This window comes from Vibrio sp. 10N.222.49.A3 (assembly GCF_041475145.1).
In the GTDB taxonomy this organism is placed as follows: domain Bacteria; phylum Pseudomonadota; class Gammaproteobacteria; order Enterobacterales; family Vibrionaceae; genus Vibrio; species Vibrio tasmaniensis_A.
Genome location: NZ_JBFRVM010000052.1, coordinates 1 through 20,801 on the forward strand (window position 1 = coordinate 1; position 20,801 = coordinate 20,801).

At 44.5% G+C, this 20,801-nt stretch carries 19 protein-coding genes; 13 read left to right on the forward strand and 6 right to left on the reverse strand.

Annotated elements, in window-relative coordinates:
• Nucleotides 1–256 precede the first annotated feature (256 nt).
• Nucleotides 257–1,924, forward strand: coding sequence for a glutamine--tRNA ligase (gene glnS / locus AB4589_RS10410; protein WP_102250395.1), 1,668 nt, complete (start codon nt 257–259; stop codon nt 1,922–1,924).
• A 198-nt stretch (nt 1,925–2,122) separates the two neighbouring features.
• Here the strand turns inward: glnS and fcrX are convergent, their stop codons facing one another.
• A complete protein-coding gene (fcrX, locus tag AB4589_RS10415; RefSeq protein WP_004734226.1) occupies nt 2,123–2,572 on the reverse strand; it encodes a ferric iron uptake transcriptional regulator FcrX in 450 nt (149 codons plus the stop codon).
• 207 nt (nt 2,573–2,779) lie between these two features.
• Here fcrX and AB4589_RS10420 point away from each other — a divergent pair, with 207 nt between their 5' ends.
• Nucleotides 2,780–3,286 (forward strand): DUF4442 domain-containing protein, encoded by a 507-nt coding sequence (locus tag AB4589_RS10420; protein ID WP_009847330.1) that lies wholly within the window; start codon nt 2,780–2,782, stop codon nt 3,284–3,286.
• Nucleotides 3,287–3,382: 96 nt separating this feature from the next.
• On the opposite strand, the gene fldA is transcribed toward AB4589_RS10420, so the two are convergent.
• The 3 genes from fldA to AB4589_RS10435 form a co-directional block, all read right to left on the reverse strand.
• Nucleotides 3,383–3,916 carry a flavodoxin FldA gene (fldA, locus tag AB4589_RS10425; protein ID WP_009847329.1) on the reverse strand — a complete coding sequence of 178 codons (534 nt, stop codon included), beginning with the start codon at nt 3,914–3,916 and terminating at the stop codon, nt 3,383–3,385.
• Nucleotides 3,917–3,973: 57 nt separating this feature from the next.
• The gene (locus AB4589_RS10430) at nt 3,974–4,192 is read right to left on the reverse strand and encodes a DUF2788 domain-containing protein (RefSeq protein WP_009847328.1); all 219 of its coding nucleotides are present in this window, start codon (nt 4,190–4,192) and stop codon (nt 3,974–3,976) included.
• Nucleotides 4,193–4,300: 108 nt separating this feature from the next.
• Complete coding sequence (locus AB4589_RS10435; RefSeq protein WP_135384084.1) at nt 4,301–5,062, reverse strand: alpha/beta fold hydrolase; 762 nt, start codon at nt 5,060–5,062, stop codon at nt 4,301–4,303.
• A gap of 93 nt (nt 5,063–5,155) precedes the next feature.
• Between AB4589_RS10435 and seqA the strand changes: the two genes are divergently transcribed.
• Entirely contained in the window at nt 5,156–5,695 is a 540-nt protein-coding gene (seqA, locus tag AB4589_RS10440) for a replication initiation negative regulator SeqA (protein ID WP_012604536.1), read from the forward strand.
• 89 nt (nt 5,696–5,784) lie between these two features.
• Nucleotides 5,785–7,431 carry a phosphoglucomutase (alpha-D-glucose-1,6-bisphosphate-dependent) gene (gene pgm, locus AB4589_RS10445; RefSeq protein WP_009847325.1) on the forward strand — a complete coding sequence of 549 codons (1,647 nt, stop codon included), beginning with the start codon at nt 5,785–5,787 and terminating at the stop codon, nt 7,429–7,431.
• A 121-nt stretch (nt 7,432–7,552) separates the two neighbouring features.
• Here pgm and AB4589_RS10450 read toward each other — a convergent pair whose 3' ends face one another.
• On the reverse strand, nt 7,553–8,314 hold the full coding sequence (locus AB4589_RS10450; RefSeq protein ID WP_372100348.1) for a DUF1853 family protein: 762 nt from the start codon (nt 8,312–8,314) through the stop codon (nt 7,553–7,555).
• 106 nt (nt 8,315–8,420) lie between these two features.
• Between AB4589_RS10450 and AB4589_RS10455 the strand changes: the two genes are divergently transcribed.
• Entirely contained in the window at nt 8,421–9,179 is a 759-nt protein-coding gene (locus AB4589_RS10455) for a Nif3-like dinuclear metal center hexameric protein (protein ID WP_371709046.1), read from the forward strand.
• 299 nt (nt 9,180–9,478) lie between these two features.
• Here the strand turns inward: AB4589_RS10455 and AB4589_RS10460 are convergent, their stop codons facing one another.
• Nucleotides 9,479–10,768, reverse strand: coding sequence for a citrate synthase (locus AB4589_RS10460; RefSeq protein ID WP_004734217.1), 1,290 nt, complete (start codon nt 10,766–10,768; stop codon nt 9,479–9,481).
• A 414-nt stretch (nt 10,769–11,182) separates the two neighbouring features.
• On the opposite strand from AB4589_RS10460, the gene sdhC reads away from it, so the two are divergent.
• The 8 genes from sdhC to sucD all read left to right on the forward strand — a co-directional run bounded on the left by sdhC (nt 11,183) and on the right by sucD (nt 20,801).
• Entirely contained in the window at nt 11,183–11,575 is a 393-nt protein-coding gene (sdhC, locus tag AB4589_RS10465) for a succinate dehydrogenase cytochrome b556 subunit (RefSeq protein WP_012604532.1), read from the forward strand.
• Nucleotides 11,569–11,916, forward strand: a complete 348-nt coding sequence (gene sdhD, locus AB4589_RS10470; protein ID WP_004734215.1) for a succinate dehydrogenase, hydrophobic membrane anchor protein — start codon at nt 11,569–11,571, stop codon at nt 11,914–11,916. Before sdhC ends, sdhD begins: the two co-directional genes overlap by 7 nt.
• Entirely contained in the window at nt 11,917–13,683 is a 1,767-nt protein-coding gene (sdhA, locus tag AB4589_RS10475) for a succinate dehydrogenase flavoprotein subunit (RefSeq protein WP_009847321.1), read from the forward strand.
• Nucleotides 13,684–13,695: 12 nt separating this feature from the next.
• Nucleotides 13,696–14,409 carry a succinate dehydrogenase iron-sulfur subunit gene (locus AB4589_RS10480; RefSeq protein ID WP_009847320.1) on the forward strand — a complete coding sequence of 238 codons (714 nt, stop codon included), beginning with the start codon at nt 13,696–13,698 and terminating at the stop codon, nt 14,407–14,409.
• Between the two features lie 97 nt (nt 14,410–14,506).
• The gene (gene sucA / locus AB4589_RS10485; protein ID WP_012604529.1) at nt 14,507–17,326 is read left to right on the forward strand and encodes a 2-oxoglutarate dehydrogenase E1 component; all 2,820 of its coding nucleotides are present in this window, start codon (nt 14,507–14,509) and stop codon (nt 17,324–17,326) included.
• Between the two features lie 21 nt (nt 17,327–17,347).
• The gene (gene odhB, locus AB4589_RS10490) at nt 17,348–18,556 is read left to right on the forward strand and encodes a 2-oxoglutarate dehydrogenase complex dihydrolipoyllysine-residue succinyltransferase (protein WP_009847318.1); all 1,209 of its coding nucleotides are present in this window, start codon (nt 17,348–17,350) and stop codon (nt 18,554–18,556) included.
• A gap of 206 nt (nt 18,557–18,762) precedes the next feature.
• The gene (gene sucC, locus AB4589_RS10495) at nt 18,763–19,929 is read left to right on the forward strand and encodes an ADP-forming succinate--CoA ligase subunit beta (RefSeq protein WP_009847317.1); all 1,167 of its coding nucleotides are present in this window, start codon (nt 18,763–18,765) and stop codon (nt 19,927–19,929) included.
• Entirely contained in the window at nt 19,929–20,801 is an 873-nt protein-coding gene (gene sucD, locus AB4589_RS10500) for a succinate--CoA ligase subunit alpha (protein WP_004734209.1), read from the forward strand. The genes sucC and sucD overlap by 1 nt, the downstream gene beginning before the upstream one ends.

Here is a 20,801-nt window from a genome sequence, read left to right on the forward strand (position 1 = left end):
AAGTGAACGGCATTACCCAAACGGGAGGCTTTTTTGTGCCTACTGTTTAAGGTCAATGAACCCGGTTCGTTCTATTCTTCATCGAATAGCAGAAATAATCGCAATTAACGGACGGTTCTTATTGTGCAAAGGCGAAGAATTGTGGATGATTAGCAACAATGATCTTTCTATCTTTGACTGGCGCTGTAAGCGACCATTTTCATTGGTACAAAAGATAACTTTCTCTGACAATACTAAATACATAGAGGTGCTATAGATGAGTGAAGCTGAGGCTCGTCCATCGAATTTCATTCGCCAAATTATCGATAAAGATTTAGCGGATGGTACACACAGTAGCGTGCATACTCGTTTCCCGCCGGAGCCAAATGGCTACCTGCACATTGGTCACGCTAAATCTATTTGCTTGAACTTTGGTATTGCTCAGGACTACCAGGGACAATGTAATCTTCGTTTCGATGATACAAACCCTGAAAAAGAAGACGTTGAATACGTTGAGTCAATTAAGAATGATGTAAGCTGGTTAGGCTTTGAATGGTCTGGTGATATTTGTTACTCATCAAACTACTTCGATACGCTTTACGCTTATGCTGTGGAATTAATTAATAAAGGCTTAGCGTATGTTGACGAGCTAAGTCCTGATCAAATCCGTGAGTACCGTGGCACGCTAAAAGAGCCAGGTAAAGCGAGCCCATACCGTGATCGCAGTCCTGAAGAGAACTTAGCGTTGTTCGAAAAAATGCGTGACGGTGGCTTCGAAGAAGGTAAAGCGTGTCTACGTGCTAAGATCGACATGAGCTCTTCATTCATGGTTATGCGCGATCCTGTTATCTACCGCGTTCGTTTTGCTCACCACCATCAAACTGCTGATAAGTGGTGCATTTACCCAATGTACGACTTTACTCACTGTATCTCTGATGCGCTAGAGGGTATCACGCACTCTATCTGTACGCTTGAATTCCAAGACAACCGTCGTTTGTATGACTGGGTTCTAGATAACATCACGATTGATTGCCAACCTCGTCAATACGAGTTTAGCCGTCTGAATCTTGAATACACGGTAATGTCGAAGCGTAAGCTGAACCAACTTGTGGTTGAAAACCTAGTTGAAGGCTGGGACGATCCACGTATGCCAACTATCTCTGGTTTGCGTCGTCGTGGCTTCACTTCAAGCTCGATTCGTGAATTCTGTAAACGTATTGGTGTGACTAAGCAAGAGAACATGATTGAGTTCGGTTCACTTGAATCTTGTATCCGTGATGATCTGAACGAAAATGCACCTCGTGCAATGGCTGTTCTTGACCCTATCAAGGTCGTGATTGAAAACTACGACGCTGATACAGTAGAAACATTGACGGTAGCAAACCACCCGAACAAGCCAGAAATGGGTACTCGTGAAGTACCATTTACACGTGAAGTTTGGATTGAGCGTGATGACTTCCGTGAAGAAGCAAACAAAAAGTACAAGCGTTTGGTTCTAGGTAAAGAAGTTCGTCTACGTGGTGCTTACGTGATCAAAGCTGAACGTATCGAAAAAGATGCAGAAGGCAACATTACGACTATCTTCTGTTCTTACGACAATGAAACATTGGGTAAGAACCCTGCAGATGGCCGTAAAGTGAAAGGCGTTATTCACTGGGTATCGGCTGATAAAGCGTTGCCTGCTGAGATTCGTTTATACGATCGTCTATTCACAGTGCCAAACCCTGCCGCTGCTGATGATTTCGCTGCAACGCTAAACCCTGAATCACTTGTTACGCTAAACGGTTTTGTTGAACCTAGCCTAGGAGAAGGTGTGGCAGAGCAAGCGTACCAGTTTGAACGTACAGGTTATTTCTGTGTAGATTCGAAAGACTCTAAAGCAGACGCGCTAGTATTCAACCGCACGGTTGGTCTACGTGACACTTGGGGTAAAACTGAGGCTTAATGGCTTTGTTTTTCTCTACTCTATTTTTCCAAGCTCTGTTTCTCGGAGCTTAGTTTCTCAAGAGACGCTTAATAAAAAACCGGCTTAGAGCCGGTTTTTTTGTGTCTGGGAAATAACCAAATTGTGGGCCAAGCTACTGTGATTCTTAATACAATATCAGCCCAAATAAAAAACGCCGGCCTAAGCCAGCGTTCTGTGTTACTTCTTCGCTTTATGTGCGTCTGGGTTGCCTTTGCAATCCCCAGTGATGCTTTTACCATACAGATACAAACTGTGGTTAGTTAGCTGTACATTGTAGCGTTGAGCGATTTCTTTTTGTCTTTCTTCGATAAGATCATCAGAGAACTCGATAACTTCACCGCAGTCTAAACATACTAGGTGATCATGGTGATGCTGTGTTGAAAGTTCGAATACAGACTTACCACCTTCAAAGTGGTGACGAGTTACAATGCCTGCATCATCGAATTGGTTTAGTACGCGATAAACGGTCGCAAGACCAATCTCTTCACCTAAGTCGATCAGCTTTTTATATAAATCTTCAGCACTAATATGTTGGCAGTCTGGTTGTTGTAATACTTCTAAAATTTTGAGCCGTGGGAGGGTCACTTTAAGACCAGCATCTTTTAGCGCTTGATTATTGTCTGACATATACTTTCCTGTTGATGATCTGCAGCAATTAACAGAATTCAATATTAATACCATTATAGTTTAGTCAGGCATAACAATAAACCACGAACTTCAAAGGGTTACTCACTGACATCACAATCTGTTTTGTAAATTGGAAGTATCTCACTTATAGTGGAGGTACGACCAGCCAGGTGACGGTGTTTTTTGATATGAACATGGATTGTTGTTATGAATAAGCAACTCGCAAAAATATATAAACCCAATATTGTAAAATTTGCACTCAATATTTGGCCTCCCTTTTGGGGCTCGGGAATTCGAATAGCTCACATTAGCGCTGACTTTAGGGTTGTTAAGACTGTGCTCAAGTTGCGGTGGTGGAATAAGAACGCTAATCGGACTCAATATGGAGGCAGTATCTTTTCTCTTACCGATCCCGTTTACTCGTTAATGTTAATGGGGATTTTAGGTGAGCGATATTATGTTTGGGATAAAGAGGCGAGTATTAACTTTATCAAGCCTGGTCAATCCGACTTGTATGCAGACTTTGAGATAAGCCAAGGGCAACTTGAGGATATCTATCGTCAGACACAACTTGGTGAGAAGTGTTTCCCCGAATTTATCATCCACGTTAAAGATAAGCAGGGAAGTGTGGTTTCGGAAATTCAGCGAACTCTCTATGTGAGAAAGAAGCCACAATTTAGAGAGGATGACGAAGCATTAGAAGCTGAGTGTTGATTGATAAACATTGAATAGAAAAAAACCTCCCATAAGGAGGTTTTTTCATATCTACATAACGGTCATTAATTGTAACAATTAACAACCGCTAATGAATTAGTCTTCTAGCTCTGCTAGGCACATCTCTTCGTGGATTTGTTTAACCCAGTTAGATACGCGCTCATCAGTCAGCTCAGGTTGACGGTCTTCGTCAATACATAGACCAACGAATTGGCTGTCATCGCCTTCAACTAAACCTTTCGATGCTTCGAATTCGTAGCCTTCAGTTGACGTGTGACCTAGGATAGTACCGCCTTTTGCTTCAACGATATCACGGATAGTACCCATAGCATCGCAGAAGTATTCTGCGTAATCTTCTTGGTCGCCACAACCAAAAATCGCAACAAGCTTAGTTGAGAAATCAATAGCTTCTAGCTCAGGGAAAAAGTCATCCCAATCACATTGTGCTTCGCCGTAGTACCACGTAGGGATACCAAGCAGCAGCAGATCGAAGTTATCGATATCTTCTTTGCTGCTTTTTGCAATGTCTTGAACTTGAACGAGCTGCTTGCCCAATTGCTTTTGAATCATCTTAGCAACAGCTTCAGTGTTACCTGTATCGCTACCAAAGAAGAGACCTACACTTGCCATAGAATCATTACCTTTCATTTTGTCTGTTGTCGGTGTAATAAAGTTCGGAGGAAATCGTTAGATTCCAGTTCCTTCCCAGCTTAGTTGGATTATCCCTTTTGCGATAAAGCCTGCGCAGCCAAGGAAAAGTACTAACCATACGATACGACGACCAAATGCAGGAACATTTCCCTGCTTTAGAACGTCTTTAATTGCCATTCCGATTAGAAAGAAAATCGCGGCAAACAGAAGATCTAAACCAACAGATTCAATGATGTTCATGTAGTCGTAAAGCATGGGAACCTTATATACCAAATTTGCTTGGGCGCACTATATCACTGTTGTGAGATAAAGTTAATCTGCTGTGATTACACAGCTCTCATTTATATCGACTAATCAACCTATCTAAGTGATGAATTTCCTTATTGCACGGAGCACTTCAGCGGGCTTTTCCGCGTGTAGCCAATGTCCAGTGTTGGCGATAACATGTGCCTTTGCGTTGGAAAACTGCTGTTGAACGGCGGTTTGATGTTCAGCCGTCAGGTAATCAGAGTCACCACCCTTGATTAGCAAGGTTTTGACCGAGGTTTTGTCAATCGGTTCCCAACCAATAATCTGTGGGTAGTTGTTTAAGAGCGAGGCAACATTGAAACGCCATTCCATGATGCCTTGTTCTGATTTGAACAAAGATTTCGTTAAGAACTGGCGAACCCCATCAATTTCGATATGTTTTGCGAGGACCTTAAGCGCCTCTGAGCGTGAGGTCGGTTTTTCTTCTATCACAGCTTGTAGGCCTGCGAATACGTTGTCGTGACGACTTTGGGTGTACGCGACTGGTGCCATATCTAAGACAATCAATTTATGCAGCGTCAGATGTTGTGTCAGTGCCATCGCTACCTTGCCACCCATCGAGTGACCAATCACAGTGACACCTTCTAACTCAAGATCATTCAGCAGTTGAGCCACATCTTGTGCCATAGCTTGATAATTATGAGTGTCATTATGGAAAGATTGGCCGTGGTTACGTAGATCGATGCTAAGTACCTGATGATCGGTTTTTAGATCCCTAGCGAGCAAGCCAAGGTTGTCCAAATTTCCGAATAATCCATGGATCAAAACAATGGTGTGACCCTCACCTTCAATTTTATAGTTGAGCTGTACTGACATTTTTATCTTATTCATGGTGGGTTTGACGTAGAGTATCCGCGCGGATCTCGCTATAATCCCTCAGAGTTTAAACATTGAGATTGTGAAAAGCGAATGAAAACAATTGAGGTTGATGAGGACCTATACCGTTTTATTGCGGGTCAGACAGAACGTATTGGCGAAAGCGCTTCAGATATTCTGCGCCGCTTGTTACTGGTTGATAACCAAGGCACGGTTCCGATCGAAGAGATCGTTGAGCCAAAAGGTATCGTTGTTAGCAAAGAGGTAGGCTTTACTCCAGAGAAGTTCGATGGCGTTAAAGAAATGCGCTCACTACTAATATCAGATGAGTTTGCATCACTAAAGAAAGCCATTGATCGTTTCATGCTTGTGTTATCAACACTGCATAAAATCGACCCTTTAAGCTTTTCAGAAGCAACTCAAGTAAAGGGCCGCAAGCGTGTTTACTTTGCAGACAACGAAGCGACGTTGTTAGCAAACGGCAACACAACTAAGCCTAAAGCTATTCCACAAAGTCCTTTTTGGGTTATTACGAATAACAATACAAGCCGAAAAAGACAGATGGTTGAACAGCTTATGAGCCGCATGAATTTCCAAGCAGAATTGATAGAAAAAGTAACAGGTTCAATTTAACGAAATCTGATTTAAACCTCATAATATCCATGGCTAAGAAGATATTATGAGGTTTTTTTGTTTTTAAATTTTATATAAGGATGTCGATAATGGCTATGCACCCTCGTGCCGGGCAGAAAGCTCTGCAGGAAGATCTTCATAATATCCCGGCTTTAGTTGCAAACTATTTCTTACAGCAACCGGATGCTACTAACCCAGATCATAAAGTACTGTTCGGTACTTCAGGTCACCGCGGTACAGCAGACAAATCAACATTTAATGAAAACCACATTCTAGCGATCGCACAAGCGGTTGCTGAGGTTCGTGCCGATCAAGGTACAACAGGACCACTTTTCTTAGGCAAAGATACTCACGCTCTATCTGAGCCTGCTTTTTCTACGGTTATTGAAGTGCTAGTTGCAAACGGCGTTGAAGTTATCGTTCAAGAAAACAATGGCTTTACTCCAACTCCAGGTATCTCGCACGCGATTCTTACGCATAACCTAGTGAATGACAAAAAAGCAGACGGCATTGTTATCACGCCTTCGCATAACCCACCACAAGACGGGGGTATTAAATACAATCCGACACACGGTGGCCCTGCTGAGGCAGAGCTAACTCAAGCGATTGAAGATCGTGCGAATGTGATCATTGCTGAGCAAATGCAAGGCGTTAAGCGCACTCCTATCGCACAGGCTAAACAGTCTGAGCTAGTGAAAGAAGTTGATTTAGTTGCTCCTTACGTTGCTGACTTGGTTAACGTGGTTGATATGGAAGCAATCCAGAAAGCAAACATCAAGATTGGTGTTGATCCACTGGGTGGTAGCGGTATTGATTACTGGCGTCAAATTGGCAAAGCGTACAACCTAGACCTGACTCTGGTCAGTGAAGCTGTTGATCCTTCGTTCCAATTTATGTCTCTAGACAAAGATGGTGTGGTTCGTATGGACTGTTCTTCTCCATACGCAATGGCAGGTTTACTGGCACTTAAAGACGACTATCAATTAGCGTTTGGCAACGACCCAGACTACGATCGCCACGGCATTGTTACGCCAAAAGGCTTGATGAATCCCAACCACTTCCTAGCGGTGTGTATTGACTACTTATACCGCAACCGTGAAGGTTGGGGTAAAGACGTTGCAGTGGGTAAAACACTGGTATCAAGTGCTCTGATTGACCGCGTTGTTGCTGACTTAGGTCGCGAGCTTTGCGAAGTGCCAGTGGGATTCAAATGGTTCGTTGATGGCCTATATAACGGTCAGTTTGGTTTCGGTGGTGAAGAGAGTGCGGGTGCATCTTTCTTACGTAAAGACGGAACGCCTTGGTCAACAGATAAAGATGGCCTGATTCTTTGCCTACTTGCGGCCGAGATCACAGCAGTAACGGGCAAGAACCCACAAGAATACTACGAAGAACTTGCCGCTAAACATGGCGAATCTAAGTACAACCGTATTCAAGCAGTAGCTAACGGCGCACAAAAAGACGTGCTTAAGAAGCTATCTCCAGAGATGGTTTCAGCTGAGACGCTTGCTGGTGATGCAATTACTGCACGCTTAACGCACGCTCCAGGTAATGGTGCTGCGATTGGTGGCCTAAAAGTGACGACTGAAAACGGTTGGTTTGCTGCTCGTCCATCAGGTACAGAAGACATCTACAAGATCTACTGTGAAAGCTTTAAAGGTGAAGAGCACCTGAAAGCAATCGAAGCAGAAGCTCAAGAGATTGTTAACCAAGTATTTGCAGCCGCTGGCCTATAATCGAATACAGATTAGTAGAGTCATCAAGTAAATAGTGAAAGGGTTGATGTGAAAGCATCAGCCCTTTTTATTTGTCTGTGAGTAAGTGGCTAAGACTAAATCAACTCAATGGCTGAATAGATTAGCCGTGTGGCCAGCTTTGTGGCATCACAAACCAAAACTGTCCTGATTTGGTTTGTCCATGAACAAAGCGGTCACCAAACTCGGTGATAGGCTCGCAGGTGAAATCATCAGTGCCCGCTGCCCATTGCTCTTTGGTGAGAGGGTAGAGCACTTCAGTAATTAAATGAGCTTGGTTTTGATAGCACCAAAAACCGTTTACTTGGCTTGGATTAATGTCGTAACTCAAACATTCAGTCGGTACGTTTTGCTCCAAGAATGGGTTGGTATAAAGGCGACCTTGCATGAGGAGATGTTTTGAGTCGACATCAATCTCTGGATACTGTTCAATAAAGGCGGCTGAAGATGACATACCAAGCTGGTGGCTTAGCATCCTATCGAGCTTCTTATCCAATTGCTCATGAGAGTTTGGCCCAAACCATGTTTGTTCATGGAGCAGATAAAACTTAATCGCCACTTCCCAATGTTGCAGCTTTTGGCTGCTCTCCTCTTCAAGAATAAAGTCGATTGCACCTAGCGTTCTGCCATCCACATTAATCTGAATTTCATCGTACTTGATCGAATAATCAGGTGAAGCTTCGATGACTTGTTCACATAGGTGCTGGTAGAGGAAACCTAACCTAGGATTACCATTGTATGTATGTGATGCATCTATTATGGTATGAGGGCTTGAGAATGCACTGAGATCCGAAATCGGTGGCTTGATTTCTAGTAATGGCGGTGAGTCGATGACCCATTGGTAAAAACGTTGCAGTGCTGTCATCTGTTCCTCATAAACTAGCTCTTTATAAACATAACCCTGGGGCTTTCGACATTCTACCCGTAAATTGATATAACGACGTTATTATAAAGGTAAGCTGGAAATAAAAATGAATAACTTACAATTAGAAAAGCTACTTAACGAAAAACTGCAGCCACAGCAAATTAAAGATTACTGTCCTAATGGTCTTCAAGTTGAAGGCGTAACAGAAGTGAAGCGAATCGTTACTGGTGTGACAGCTTCTCAAGCCTTGATTGATAAAGCGGTAGAACTGAATGCAGACGCTTTATTAGTGCATCATGGCTTCTTCTGGAAAGGTGAATCAGAAGCAATTCGTGGCATGAAGGGTAAGCGCATTCGTACCCTGATTAAAAATGACATCAACCTTTTAGGATACCATCTCCCTCTTGATATCCACCCTGAGCTTGGTAACAACGCCAAGCTTGCAGAGTTTCTTGATATCGAAGTCGAAGGCGGTTTAGAAGGGCACCCACAATCTGTTGCGATGTTTGGCAAGTTGAGTACGCCAATGACGGGTGCAGAGTTTGCTGCAAAAATTAACCAAGTTCTAAATCGTAAACCACTGCATATCGCTCCAGAAAACCAAGACAAAATGATTACTACTGTCGGTTGGTGCACCGGTGGTGGTCAAGACTACATTGAGTTAGCGGCTTCTCAAGGTATTGATGCATTTATCTCTGGTGAAATTTCAGAGCGCACTACTTACTCAGCACGTGAGCAAGATATCCATTACTTTGCGGCAGGCCACCACGCAACAGAACGTTATGGTGTGAAGGCATTAGGTGAGTGGCTAGCGAAAGAGCATGGCTTAGCTGTTGAGTTTATCGATATCGACAACCCGGTATAAAAAGAAAATATGGGATGTAGGATACGAGTCACTATAAATTTGTACCCGTCGATGAGACTGGCTAATTAGAACTCTAATGGATTTTATTTCGAGAGATCTCAAGTAATTCGTCATTCCCTAGACTGACAAAGGAAGGAGTAGGGAATCTCTAAAAGCTTGTCGATACAATTAGTGAGATCCCCAACTCGCTCGTCCCTCACTCTTGAGGATGACGGAGTTGAGAGCATATAAAAGAAAAGGGTTGATGTTAATACATCAACCCTTTCTGATCTTAATCGATTAGAAAAGTCTAAACTTTACTATTCGCGCTCGTGTAGAGCTTGGAAATCACGCTGTTCTTCACCAGTGTACAACTGACGAGGACGACCGATGCGGTTCGTCGGATCGCTGTGCATTTCGTTCCAGTGTGCAATCCAACCTATAGTACGAGACATCGCGAAGATTACTGTGAACATTGATACCGGAATACCGATCGCTTTCAGAATGATACCTGAGTAGAAATCTACGTTCGGGTATAGTTTCTTCGATACAAAGTACTCATCAGAAAGAGCGATGCGCTCAAGTTCCATTGCAACGTCAAGTAGTGGATCTTGAATGTTCAGCTCTTTAAGTACTTCGTGGCACGCTTCGCGCATTACCGTTGCACGTGGATCGTAGTTCTTGTAAACACGGTGACCGAAGCCCATTAAACGGAACGGGTCATCTTTGTCTTTTGCTTTTGCTACGTACTCTTCAATGTTGTCTACGCTACCGATCTCTTCAAGCATCATTAGACAAGCTTCGTTAGCACCGCCGTGAGCCGGACCCCACAAAGAAGCGATACCAGCAGCAATACAAGCAAATGGGTTTGCGCCCGAAGAACCAGCTAAACGAACCGTTGACGTTGAAGCATTTTGTTCGTGATCTGCGTGTAACGTAAAGATTTTGTCCATTGCGCGAGCAACAACAGGGTTTACTTCATATTCTTCACATGGATTTGCATACATCATGTGCAGGAAGTTTTCTGCGTAGCCTAGGTCATTGCGTGGGTAGATAAACGGTTGACCGATAGAATATTTGTAACACATTGCAGCCAGTGTTGGCATTTTTGAAATTAGGCGGTATGCCGCAATTTCACGGTGTGTGTCGTTATTAACATCTAATGAATCATGATAGAACGCAGCAAGCGCACCTACCACACCACACATAACAGCCATTGGGTGAGCATCACGGCGGAAGCCGTGGAAGAAACTAGCAATTTGCTCATGAACCATGGTGTGACGCGTGACAGTCGTCTTGAACTCTTCGTATTGAGCTCGAGAAGGAGCTTCGCCGTATAAAAGAATGTAACAAACTTCTAAGTAATCAGCATTATTGGCCAGTTGATCAATTGGATAACCACGGTGTAGAAGGATACCTTTTCCACCGTCAATATAAGTGATTTGCGATTCACAAGATGCAGTGGCAAGAAAACCAGGATCAAAAGTGAAAAAACCATTAGAACCCAGTGTACGAACGTCGATGACTGGAGTACCAAGTACACCTTCTGTAATCGGCAATTCGATCGGCGCTTGACCTTCAATATGAAGGGTAGCTTTCTTATCCGCCATAACAATCTCCTTTGTTATTATTAATCCGTCCAGGATGTTTATGTGCCATTTTTTTACTGGTCTTACGTCAGAAAGTCAATTTTTCTGCAGCTTTGTGTGCACTTGTTAGTGTTTTTTACATTAAATTCGTTAAAAGTCTGTGCTGTGTAGCATTATTTGTTGCATCAATTGTATTAGAATGTTGCCAGCCGTATAGTGGCGCTGAAAAGTTTGGTTAAAACCTTATAAATGCAAGGCTAAGAAGAAATGTGAGGTGTCTTCGGAAACCTAGTTATTAACAATTATTTTACAATTATCTAAGGCTCAACTTACGTTATTTGTTAAGTTAATGTTAAATTTTGAGGGTTTGCAATCAAATTTTGTCCATAACAATACATAAGGTTATTTAATGACCATCATGCTCAATGGAGCTGAGTGAGCGAGCCCGTGAAAGAAAGAAAGACAAGACCTGTTAATTTAGATTTACAGACCATCCACTTTCCTATCACAGCAATAGCTTCCATCCTACACCGTGTGTCTGGGGTGATTACTTTTGTTGCGATCGGAATTCTGCTTTGGTTACTATCCATTTCCCTCTCTTCCCCTGTAGGCTTTATGGAAGCTAGCGACATTGTCGACGGTTTCTTCGTGAAGTTTATTCTGTGGGGCATTTTAACCGCTTTGGCTTACCACATTGCTGGTGGTATTCGTCACCTTCTTATGGACCTTGGTCACTTTGAAGAGCTGGAATCTGGCGCTAAGAGCGCGAAGGTTGCATTCGCAGCAACAGCGGTATTGTCTCTACTAGCGGGGATCTTAGTATGGTAAACAACGTTTCTACTTTTGGTCGTAATGGTGTGCATGATTATCTATTGATTCGTGCAACAGCCATCATTATGACGCTTTACACTATCTACCTAGTGAGCTTCTGTGCTTTCTCAGGTGATATTTCTTACGCATCTTGGACGCAATTCTTTGGTGGTACTTTCACTAAAGTCTTCACCATGTTAGCGCTTACTTCAATTTTGGTTCACGCGTGGATCGGCTTGTGGCAAGTACTAACTGACTACATCAAATGTGCAAAATTGCGCGTTGGTCTTCAAGTCGGTGTTGTTGCGGTTCTTCTAGGATATTTCTTCTCTGGTCTGTTTATTTTGTGGGGTGCGTAAGTGACTATTCCTGTTCGTGAGTTTGATGCTGTAGTAATTGGCGCTGGTGGTGCTGGTATGCGCGCCGCGCTACAAATTTCTGAGCAAGGCCTATCTTGTGCGTTGCTTTCTAAAGTTTTCCCAACTCGTTCTCATACTGTATCTGCGCAAGGTGGTATCACCGTTGCTCTTGGTAATGCGCATGAAGATCACTGGGAACAACACATGTACGATACGGTAAAAGGTTCCGATTACATCGGCGATCAAGATGCTATCGAATACATGTGTAAAAATGGCCCTGAGTCGGTTATCGAATTAGAAAAAATGGGTCTTCCATTTTCTCGTTTTGATAACGGCAGTATTTACCAACGTCCGTTTGGTGGCCAATCTAAGAATTTTGGTGGTGAGCAAGCGGCTCGTACCGCAGCTGCAGCCGACCGTACTGGTCACGCACTGCTACACACGCTTTACCAACAAAACATTAAACATAAAACGACGGTTTTCTCTGAGTGGTATGCACTGGATCTTGTTAAAAACGAAGATGGTGCAATCTTAGGTACTACCGCGCTTTGTATGGAGACGGGTGAGGTTTGCTACTTCAAAGCGAAGGCAACAATCCTTGCTACCGGTGGTGCTGGTCGTATCTACGCTTCTACAACCAACGCACACATCAATACTGGTGACGGTGTTGGTATGGCGATTCGTGCAGGCGTTCCAATGCAAGACATCGAAATGTGGCAGTTCCACCCAACGGGTATCGCTGGCGCAGGTGTTTTGGTAACAGAAGGTTGTCGTGGTGAAGGTGGTTACCTTCTCAATAAAGACGGCGAGCGCTTCATGGAACGTTATGCTCCGAATGCTAAAGATTTAGCAGGTCGTGATGTTGTAGCTCGTTCGATGATGGTTGAGATTCGTGAAGGTCGTGGTTGTGATGGTCCATGGGGTCCACACATCAAGCTGAAACTTGATCACCTAGGTAAAGAGACGCTTGAATCTCGTCTACCGGGTGTATGTGAGCTTTCTCGTACCTTCGCTCACGTTGATCCTGTTAAAGAACCAATTCCTGTAATCCCAACGTGTCACTACATGATGGGCGGTGTTCCAACGCAGGTTTCTGGTCAAGCAATCAAACAAACTGAAGACGGTACAGACGTTGAAATTCAAGGTCTATTCGCTTGTGGCGAAATCGCTTCAGTATCAGTACACGGTGCAAACCGTCTAGGTGGCAACTCGCTACTTGATTTGGTTGTATTCGGTCGTGCGACAGGTCTTCACCTTGGTGAGACTTTGAACAAGCAAGCTGAAGCAAAACCTGCAACTGAAGCCGACATTGAACGTTCACTAGAGCGTTATAATCGTTGGGAAAACAGTACTGACGGTGAAGATCCTGCGGTAATTCGTAAAGATCTCCAGCAATGTATGCAGAACAACTTCTCTGTATTCCGTGAAGGCAAAGCGATGGCTGACGGCTTAGAAGAGCTGAAAGTGATTCGTGAGCGTCTTAAAAATGCACACCTTTCAGATAAGTCGACTGAGTTCAACACGCAACGTATTGAGTGTTTAGAGCTTGAAAACTTGATGGAAACGGCATTTGCAACCGCGGTAGCAGCAAACTTCCGTACAGAGAGTCGTGGAGCGCATGCTCGTTTTGACTTCCCAGATCGTGATGATGAGCAATGGCTATGCCACTCACTTTACAACCCTGAATCAGAAAGTATGACTAAGCGTGGCGTGAACATGGAGCCTATCCATCGTGAAGCATTCCCGCCGAAAGCACGTACGTACTAAGGAGATATGACCATGAAACTGAATTTCTCTTTATACCGTTACAACCCAGATGTGGACCAGAAACCTTACATGAAAGAGTACACCCTAGAGGTGGAAGAAGGTTCTGACATGATGCTTTTGGACGCGCTTATTCTTTTGAAAGAGCAAGATCCAACGATTTCATTCCGTCGCTCATGCCGTGAAGGTGTATGTGGTTCTGATGGTTTGAACATGAATGGTAAAAACGGATTGGCGTGTATCACGCCTCTGTCTGCACTTTCTGGCCAAGATAAAATCGTAATTCGCCCACTTCCAGGTTTGCCTGTCGTGCGTGATTTAATCGTAGACATGACTCAGTTCTACGATAACTACGAAAAAGTTAAGCCGTTCTTAGTGTCTGATGGCAATGTGCCACCGGCTCGTGAAAACCTACAAAGCCCTGATGAGCGTGCTCATTTAGATGGTTTGTATGAATGTATTATGTGTGCATGTTGTACGACTTCATGCCCATCATTCTGGTGGAATCCAGATAAGTTCATCGGACCAGCTGGCCTACTTGCAGCATACCGTTGGCTAATAGATAGCCGAGATACGGCGACAGACGAACGTCTGTCCGATCTTGATGATGCATTTAGCGTTTTTCGTTGCCATGGCATCATGAATTGTGTAAGTGTTTGTCCTAAGGGATTAAATCCGACGAAAGCGATTGGTCACATTAAGACCATGCTAGTGAATCGTTCGGTTTAAGTTATATAAAAATTGCCGCCCTAGAAGTTTTGGGGCGGCCTTTTAATAGCTCGGCATAGACCGCAGCAAACGTGAAAACTACTGGTTAAGGGAAAATATGCACAACGGCGTGATGAAGGCATGGCTCGAGTCTTCACACTTGGCTGGCGCCAATGCAACGTACGTAGAAGAACTCTATGAACTGTATCTTAGTGACCCCGATTCGGTAAGTGACGAATGGAGAAGCGTTTTTGAAGAACTGCCTGTGCAAGCTTCAGAAGCGGTGGAACAACCACACTCTCGTGTTCGTGAATACTTCCGTCGACTCGCTCAAGAAACAAAGCATTACAGTGTCCAAGTTAGTGATCCAGATGTCGATGCGAAACAAGTAAAGGTTCTGCAACTTATTAATGCCTATCGATTTCGAGGGCATCAATCAGCAAATCTAGACCCCCTAGGTTTATGGGAAAGAGATACAGTCGCTGAACTGGATCCTTCTTTCCACACTCTTACCGAAGAAGACCTCAACGAGACGTTTAACGTCGGCTCTTACGCCATTGGCCAAGAGACGATGGTGCTTAAAGATCTCTACAAATCTCTAAAGCAAACGTATTGTGGTTCGATTGGTGCTGAATACATGCACATGACTAATACAGAACAAAAGCGTTGGATCCAACAACGTTTAGAGTCTGTATCTGGTCAACCGTCTTTCAATAAAGAAGAAAAGCAAGCTTTCCTAGAAGAGCTAACGGCTGCTGAAGGTCTTGAGCGCTATCTTGGTGCGAAATTCCCTGGTGCAAAACGCTTCTCTTTGGAAGGTGGTGATGCTCTTATCCCAATGACGAAAGAAATCATTCGTCATGCAGGTGGACAAGGCATGCGTGAAGTTGTTGTTGGTATGGCTCACCGTGGTCGTCTAAACATGCTGGTCAATGTGCTTGGTAAAAAGCCACAAGATCTGTTTGACGAATTTGCGGGTAAGCACAGCGATGATTCATGGGGTACTGGTGATGTGAAATACCACCAAGGTTTCTCTGCGGATTTCGCAACCCCAGGCGGTAACGTTCACTTAGCACTTGCATTTAACCCATCTCACTTAGAAATCGTAAACCCGGTAGTTATCGGTTCAGTACGTGCTCGACAAGATCGTCTAGACGATAAAGATGGCAGCCGTGTACTTCCAATTACTATCCACGGTGATTCAGCTATCGCTGGTCAGGGTGTAGTGCAAGAGACGTTTAACATGTCTCAAGCGCGTGGTTTCTGTGTCGGTGGTACGGTTCGTATCGTTGTAAACAACCAAGTTGGTTTTACGACGTCTAACCCTCGCGATACACGTTCTACGATGTACTGTACAGATATCGCTAAGATGGTTCAGGCTCCGATTTTCCACGTTAATTCTGATGATCCAGAAGCGGTTGCGTTCGTAGCGCGTCTTGCATTGGATTACCGTAATACCTTCAAGCGTGATGTTGTTATTGATTTGGTTTGTTACCGTCGCCACGGTCACAACGAAGCCGATGAGCCGAATGCAACACAGCCTTTGATGTACCAAAAAATCAAGAAGCATCCAACACCACGTAAGCTTTACGCTGACGTGCTAATGGAGCGTGGAGAGTTTGGTATTGATACAGCAACTCAGCTAGTTAACGAATATCGTGATGCACTTGATCACGGTGAAGTTGTGGTTAAAGAGTGGCGCCCAATGGCACTTCACTCTGTGGACTGGTCTCCTTACCTAGGTCACGACTGGAACATCGAGTGGGACAATAAGATTGATATCGAGCGCCTGAAAGAGCTTGGTACTAAACTTTGCCAATACCCAGACAGCCACAAGCTACAAAGCCGAGTAAATAAACTGTACAACGATCGAACTGCCATGGTGAATGGTGAGAAACAAGTCGATTGGGGTATGGCTGAAACTCTGGCTTACGCAACACTTGTTGACGACGGTAAGCGTATTCGTATCTCTGGCCAAGATTCAGGTCGTGGTACGTTCTTCCACCGTCACTCAGTACTGCACAATCAATCAGATGCAAGCACGTATGTTCCTCTTGCGAACATTCATGATAAACAAGGGCCATTCCAAGTGTTTGACTCTGTGTTATCTGAAGAAGCGGTACTGGCATTTGAGTATGGTTATGCGACAGCAGAGCCAAGCGGTCTCACCCTTTGGGAAGCTCAATTTGGTGATTTTGCAAACGGTGCACAAGTTGTTATCGACCAATTCATTTCATCAGGTGAGCAAAAGTGGGCACGTCTATGTGGTCTAACTATGTTGCTTCCTCACGGTTATGAAGGCCAAGGCCCAGAGCACTCTTCTGCGCGTCTTGAGCGTTACCTTCAGTTATGTGCTGAACAAAACATGCAGGTTGTTGTTCCTTCAACACCAGCTCAGGTTTACCACATGATTCGCCGTCAGGTTGTTCGACCAATGCGTCGTCCACTGATTGTAATGTCACCTAAGTCATTGCTTCGTCACCCTCTGTGTACATCTTCTCTTGAAGATTTGGCAGAAGGCACGTTCCAACCAGCTATCGCAGAAATTGATGATCTGGCTCCTGAGAACGTAAAACGCGTCGTGTTCTGTTCAGGTAAGGTTTACTTTGACCTGCTTGACCAAAGACGTAAGAACGAGCAAGACGATGTCGCTATTGTGCGTATTGAGCAACTTTACCCGTTCCCTTATGAGGACGTGAGAGCTGCAATCGCACAATACACAAATGTAGTCGATTACGTTTGGTGTCAAGAAGAGCCACAAAACCAAGGTGCTTGGTACAGTAGCCAACATAATTTCCGAGCTGCTATCCCAGTAGGTGCTGATATTCAATACGCAGGTCGTCCTGCATCAGCATCACCAGCTGTTGGCTATATGTCGGTACACTTGAAACAACAAAAGGCGTTAGTTGACGACGCTTTGACCCTACTTAAGAACTAGAAGTAAAAGGAAAATACGCACATGACAATTGAAATTCTGGTTCCAGATTTACCTGAATCTGTGGCTGATGCAACAGTAGCGACTTGGCACAAAAAACCAGGCGAAGCCGTTGCACGTGATGAAGTCATTGTAGACATCGAAACAGATAAAGTAGTTCTAGAAGTACCGGCTCCTGAAGCGGGTGTTCTGGAAGCTATCATCGAAGAAGAGGGTGCTACGGTACTTTCTAAGCAGCTTCTGGCTAAAATTAAGCCTGGTGCTGTCGCTGGTGAACCAACGAAAGACACGACTGAAGATACAGAAGCTTCTCCTGATAAACGCCACAAAGCGGCACTGACAGAAGAAAGCAACGACGCACTAAGCCCTGCTGTTCGTCGTCTTCTTGCTGAACACAACCTACAACCAGCTGACGTTAAAGGCACTGGTGTTGGTGGTCGTATTACTCGTGAAGACATCGATGCACACCTAGCAGCAGCGAAAGCGGCTCCGGCAGCAGCATCTGCACCAGCAGTTGAAGCGCCAGCAGCGGCTCGTAGCCAAAAACGCGTGCCTATGACTCGCCTACGTAAGACAGTTGCAAACCGTCTTCTAGAAGCGAAGAACAGCACAGCGATGCTGACTACTTTCAACGAAGTGAACATGAAGCCAATCATGGATCTTCGTAAGCAGTACAAAGACCAATTCGAGAAGCGTCACGATACGCGTCTTGGTTTCATGTCTTTCTACGTGAAAGCAGTAACAGAAGCACTGAAGCGTTTCCCAGAAGTCAACGCTTCTATCGATGGTACAGATATCGTTTACCACAACTACTTCGACATCAGCATGGCAGTATCAACGCCACGTGGTCTAGTAACTCCAGTACTGAAAGACTGTGACACACTAGGTTTCGCTGATATCGAAAAAGGCATCAAAGAGCTAGCAATCAAAGGCCGTGACGGCAAGCTAACGGTTGATGAACTGATGGGCGGTAACTTCACTATCACAAACGGTGGTGTATTTGGTTCTCTAATGTCTACCCCAATCATCAACCCGCCTCAAGCGGCAATTTTGGGTATGCACAAAATCCAAGACCGTCCAATGGCTGTTGATGGCAAGGTAGAGATTCTACCAATGATGTACCTAGCGCTTTCTTACGACCACCGTCTAATCGATGGCCGTGAATCAGTTGGCTTCCTAGTGACCATCAAAGAGCTTCTAGAAGATCCTGCACGTCTGCTATTAGACGTTTAGTATCGCTAAAACGTCTAGTTAACCCCGTTAGCTAGACGTAAAAAGTTTCAAAGGCTAGGCTGCTCAACGTCTGGCCTTCAATTGAACTGTAAAGCCATTAGAAAATGGACAGCAGTTTATTTGAGAAGACCCTACAGACGTAACACAGGAAACTGTGTCGTTATGGAAATAATAATCCCTTAAGGGAAAATAAACGGAATATCAAAATGAATTTGCATGAATACCAAGCCAAACAGCTGTTTGCAGAATTCGGTTTGCCTGTACCAGAAGGTTTCGCATGTGATACTGCACAAGAAGCTTTCGAAGCTGCAGGTCGTATCAGTACAGCCAAGAAAGTCGTAAAGTGTCAAGTACACGCTGGTGGCCGCGGTAAAGCGGGCGGCGTAGAGCTACATGACACCAAAGAAGGCGTTAAAGAGTTTGCACAAAAGTGGCTAGGTAAAAACCTAGTAACTTACCAAACAGACGCTAATGGTCAGCCTGTAACAAAGATCCTAGTTGAAGAAGCATCGAACATTGCTAACGAGCTTTACCTAGGTGCTGTTGTTGACCGTGCAACGCGCAAAATTGTATTCATGGCGTCAACTGAAGGCGGTGTGGACATTGAGAAAATCGCTGAAGAAACTCCAGAGTTGATTCACCAATCAGCGATCGATCCTCTAGTGGGCCCTCAAGCTTACCAAGGCCGCGAACTTGCGTTCAAACTTGGTCTAGTTGGCGATCAAATCAAACAGTTCGTTAAGATCTTCATGGGTCTTGGCCAAATGTTCTCTCAGTACGACCTAGCTCTACTAGAAATCAACCCGCTTGTCATTACTGGCGAAGGCAACCTGCTTTGTCTAGACGGTAAGATCAACATCGACTCAAACGCGATGTACCGTCAGCCAAAACTTCGTGAAATGCACGATCCATCTCAAGAAGATGAGCGCGAAGCACACGCAGCACAGTGGGAACTGAACTACGTAGCACTAGATGGCAACGTTGGCTGTATGGTTAACGGTGCAGGCCTTGCGATGGGTACGATGGATATCGTAAACCTACACGGCGGCAAGCCAGCAAACTTCCTTGATGTAGGCGGCGGCGCGACAAAAGAACGTGTAGCTGAAGCATTTAAGATCATCCTTTCTGATGACAATGTTAAAGCAGTACTCGTAAACATTTTCGGTGGCATCGTTCGTTGTGACATGATCGCTGAAGGTATTATTGGTGCAGTTAAAGAAGTTGGCGTAACAGTTCCTGTAGTTGTTCGTCTAGAAGGTACAAACGCAGACCTAGGTCGTGAAGTACTTGCTAATTCTGATGTTGATATCATTGCTGCTGTATCTCTAACAGATGCTGCTCAGAAAGTTGTTGCTGCTGCGGAGGCTAAATAATGTCTGTATTAATTAACAAAGACACTAAAGTAATCTGTCAGGGTTTCACTGGCGGTCAAGGTACATTCCACTCAGACCAAGCTATCGCATACGGTACGCAAATGGTTGGTGGTGTTTCACCTGGTAAAGGTGGTCAAACTCACCTAGGCCTTCCAGTATTCAACACAGTACGTGAAGCAGTAGAAGTGACTGGCGCAACAGCAACAGTTATCTACGTACCAGCACCTTTCTGTAAAGATGCAATCCTAGAAGCGATTGATGCAGGTATCGAACTGATCGTAACGATCACTGAAGGTATCCCTACTACAGACATGATCGACGTTAAAGTGAAGCTAGAAGAAACTGGCGTTCGCATGATCGGTCCTAACTGTCCAGGTCTTATCACTCCAGACGAGTGTAAGATTGGTATCATGCCTGGCCATATCCACAAGAAGGGTAAAGTAGGTATCGTATCTCGTTCAGGAACTCTGACGTACGAAGCAGTTAAACAAACAACAGATGAAGGCTTTGGTCAGTCTACATGTGTTGGTATCGGTGGTGACCCTATTCCAGGTTCAAACTTCATTGATATCCTAAAACTTTTCCAAGAAGACCCAGAGACTGAAGCAATCGTAATGATTGGTGAGATCGGTGGTACTGCGGAAGAAGAAGCGGCTGAGTTCATCAAAGCAAACGTAACTAAGCCAGTTGTATCTTACATCGCTGGTGTTACTGCTCCTCCGGGTAAACGTATGGGCCACGCAGGCGCAATCATCTCTGGCGGTAAAGGTACTGCTGAAGATAAATTCGCAGCACTGGAAGCAGCAGGCGTTAAGACTGTTAAGTCTCTTGCTGACATCGGTAAAGGCCTACGTGAAATCACGGGTTGGTAA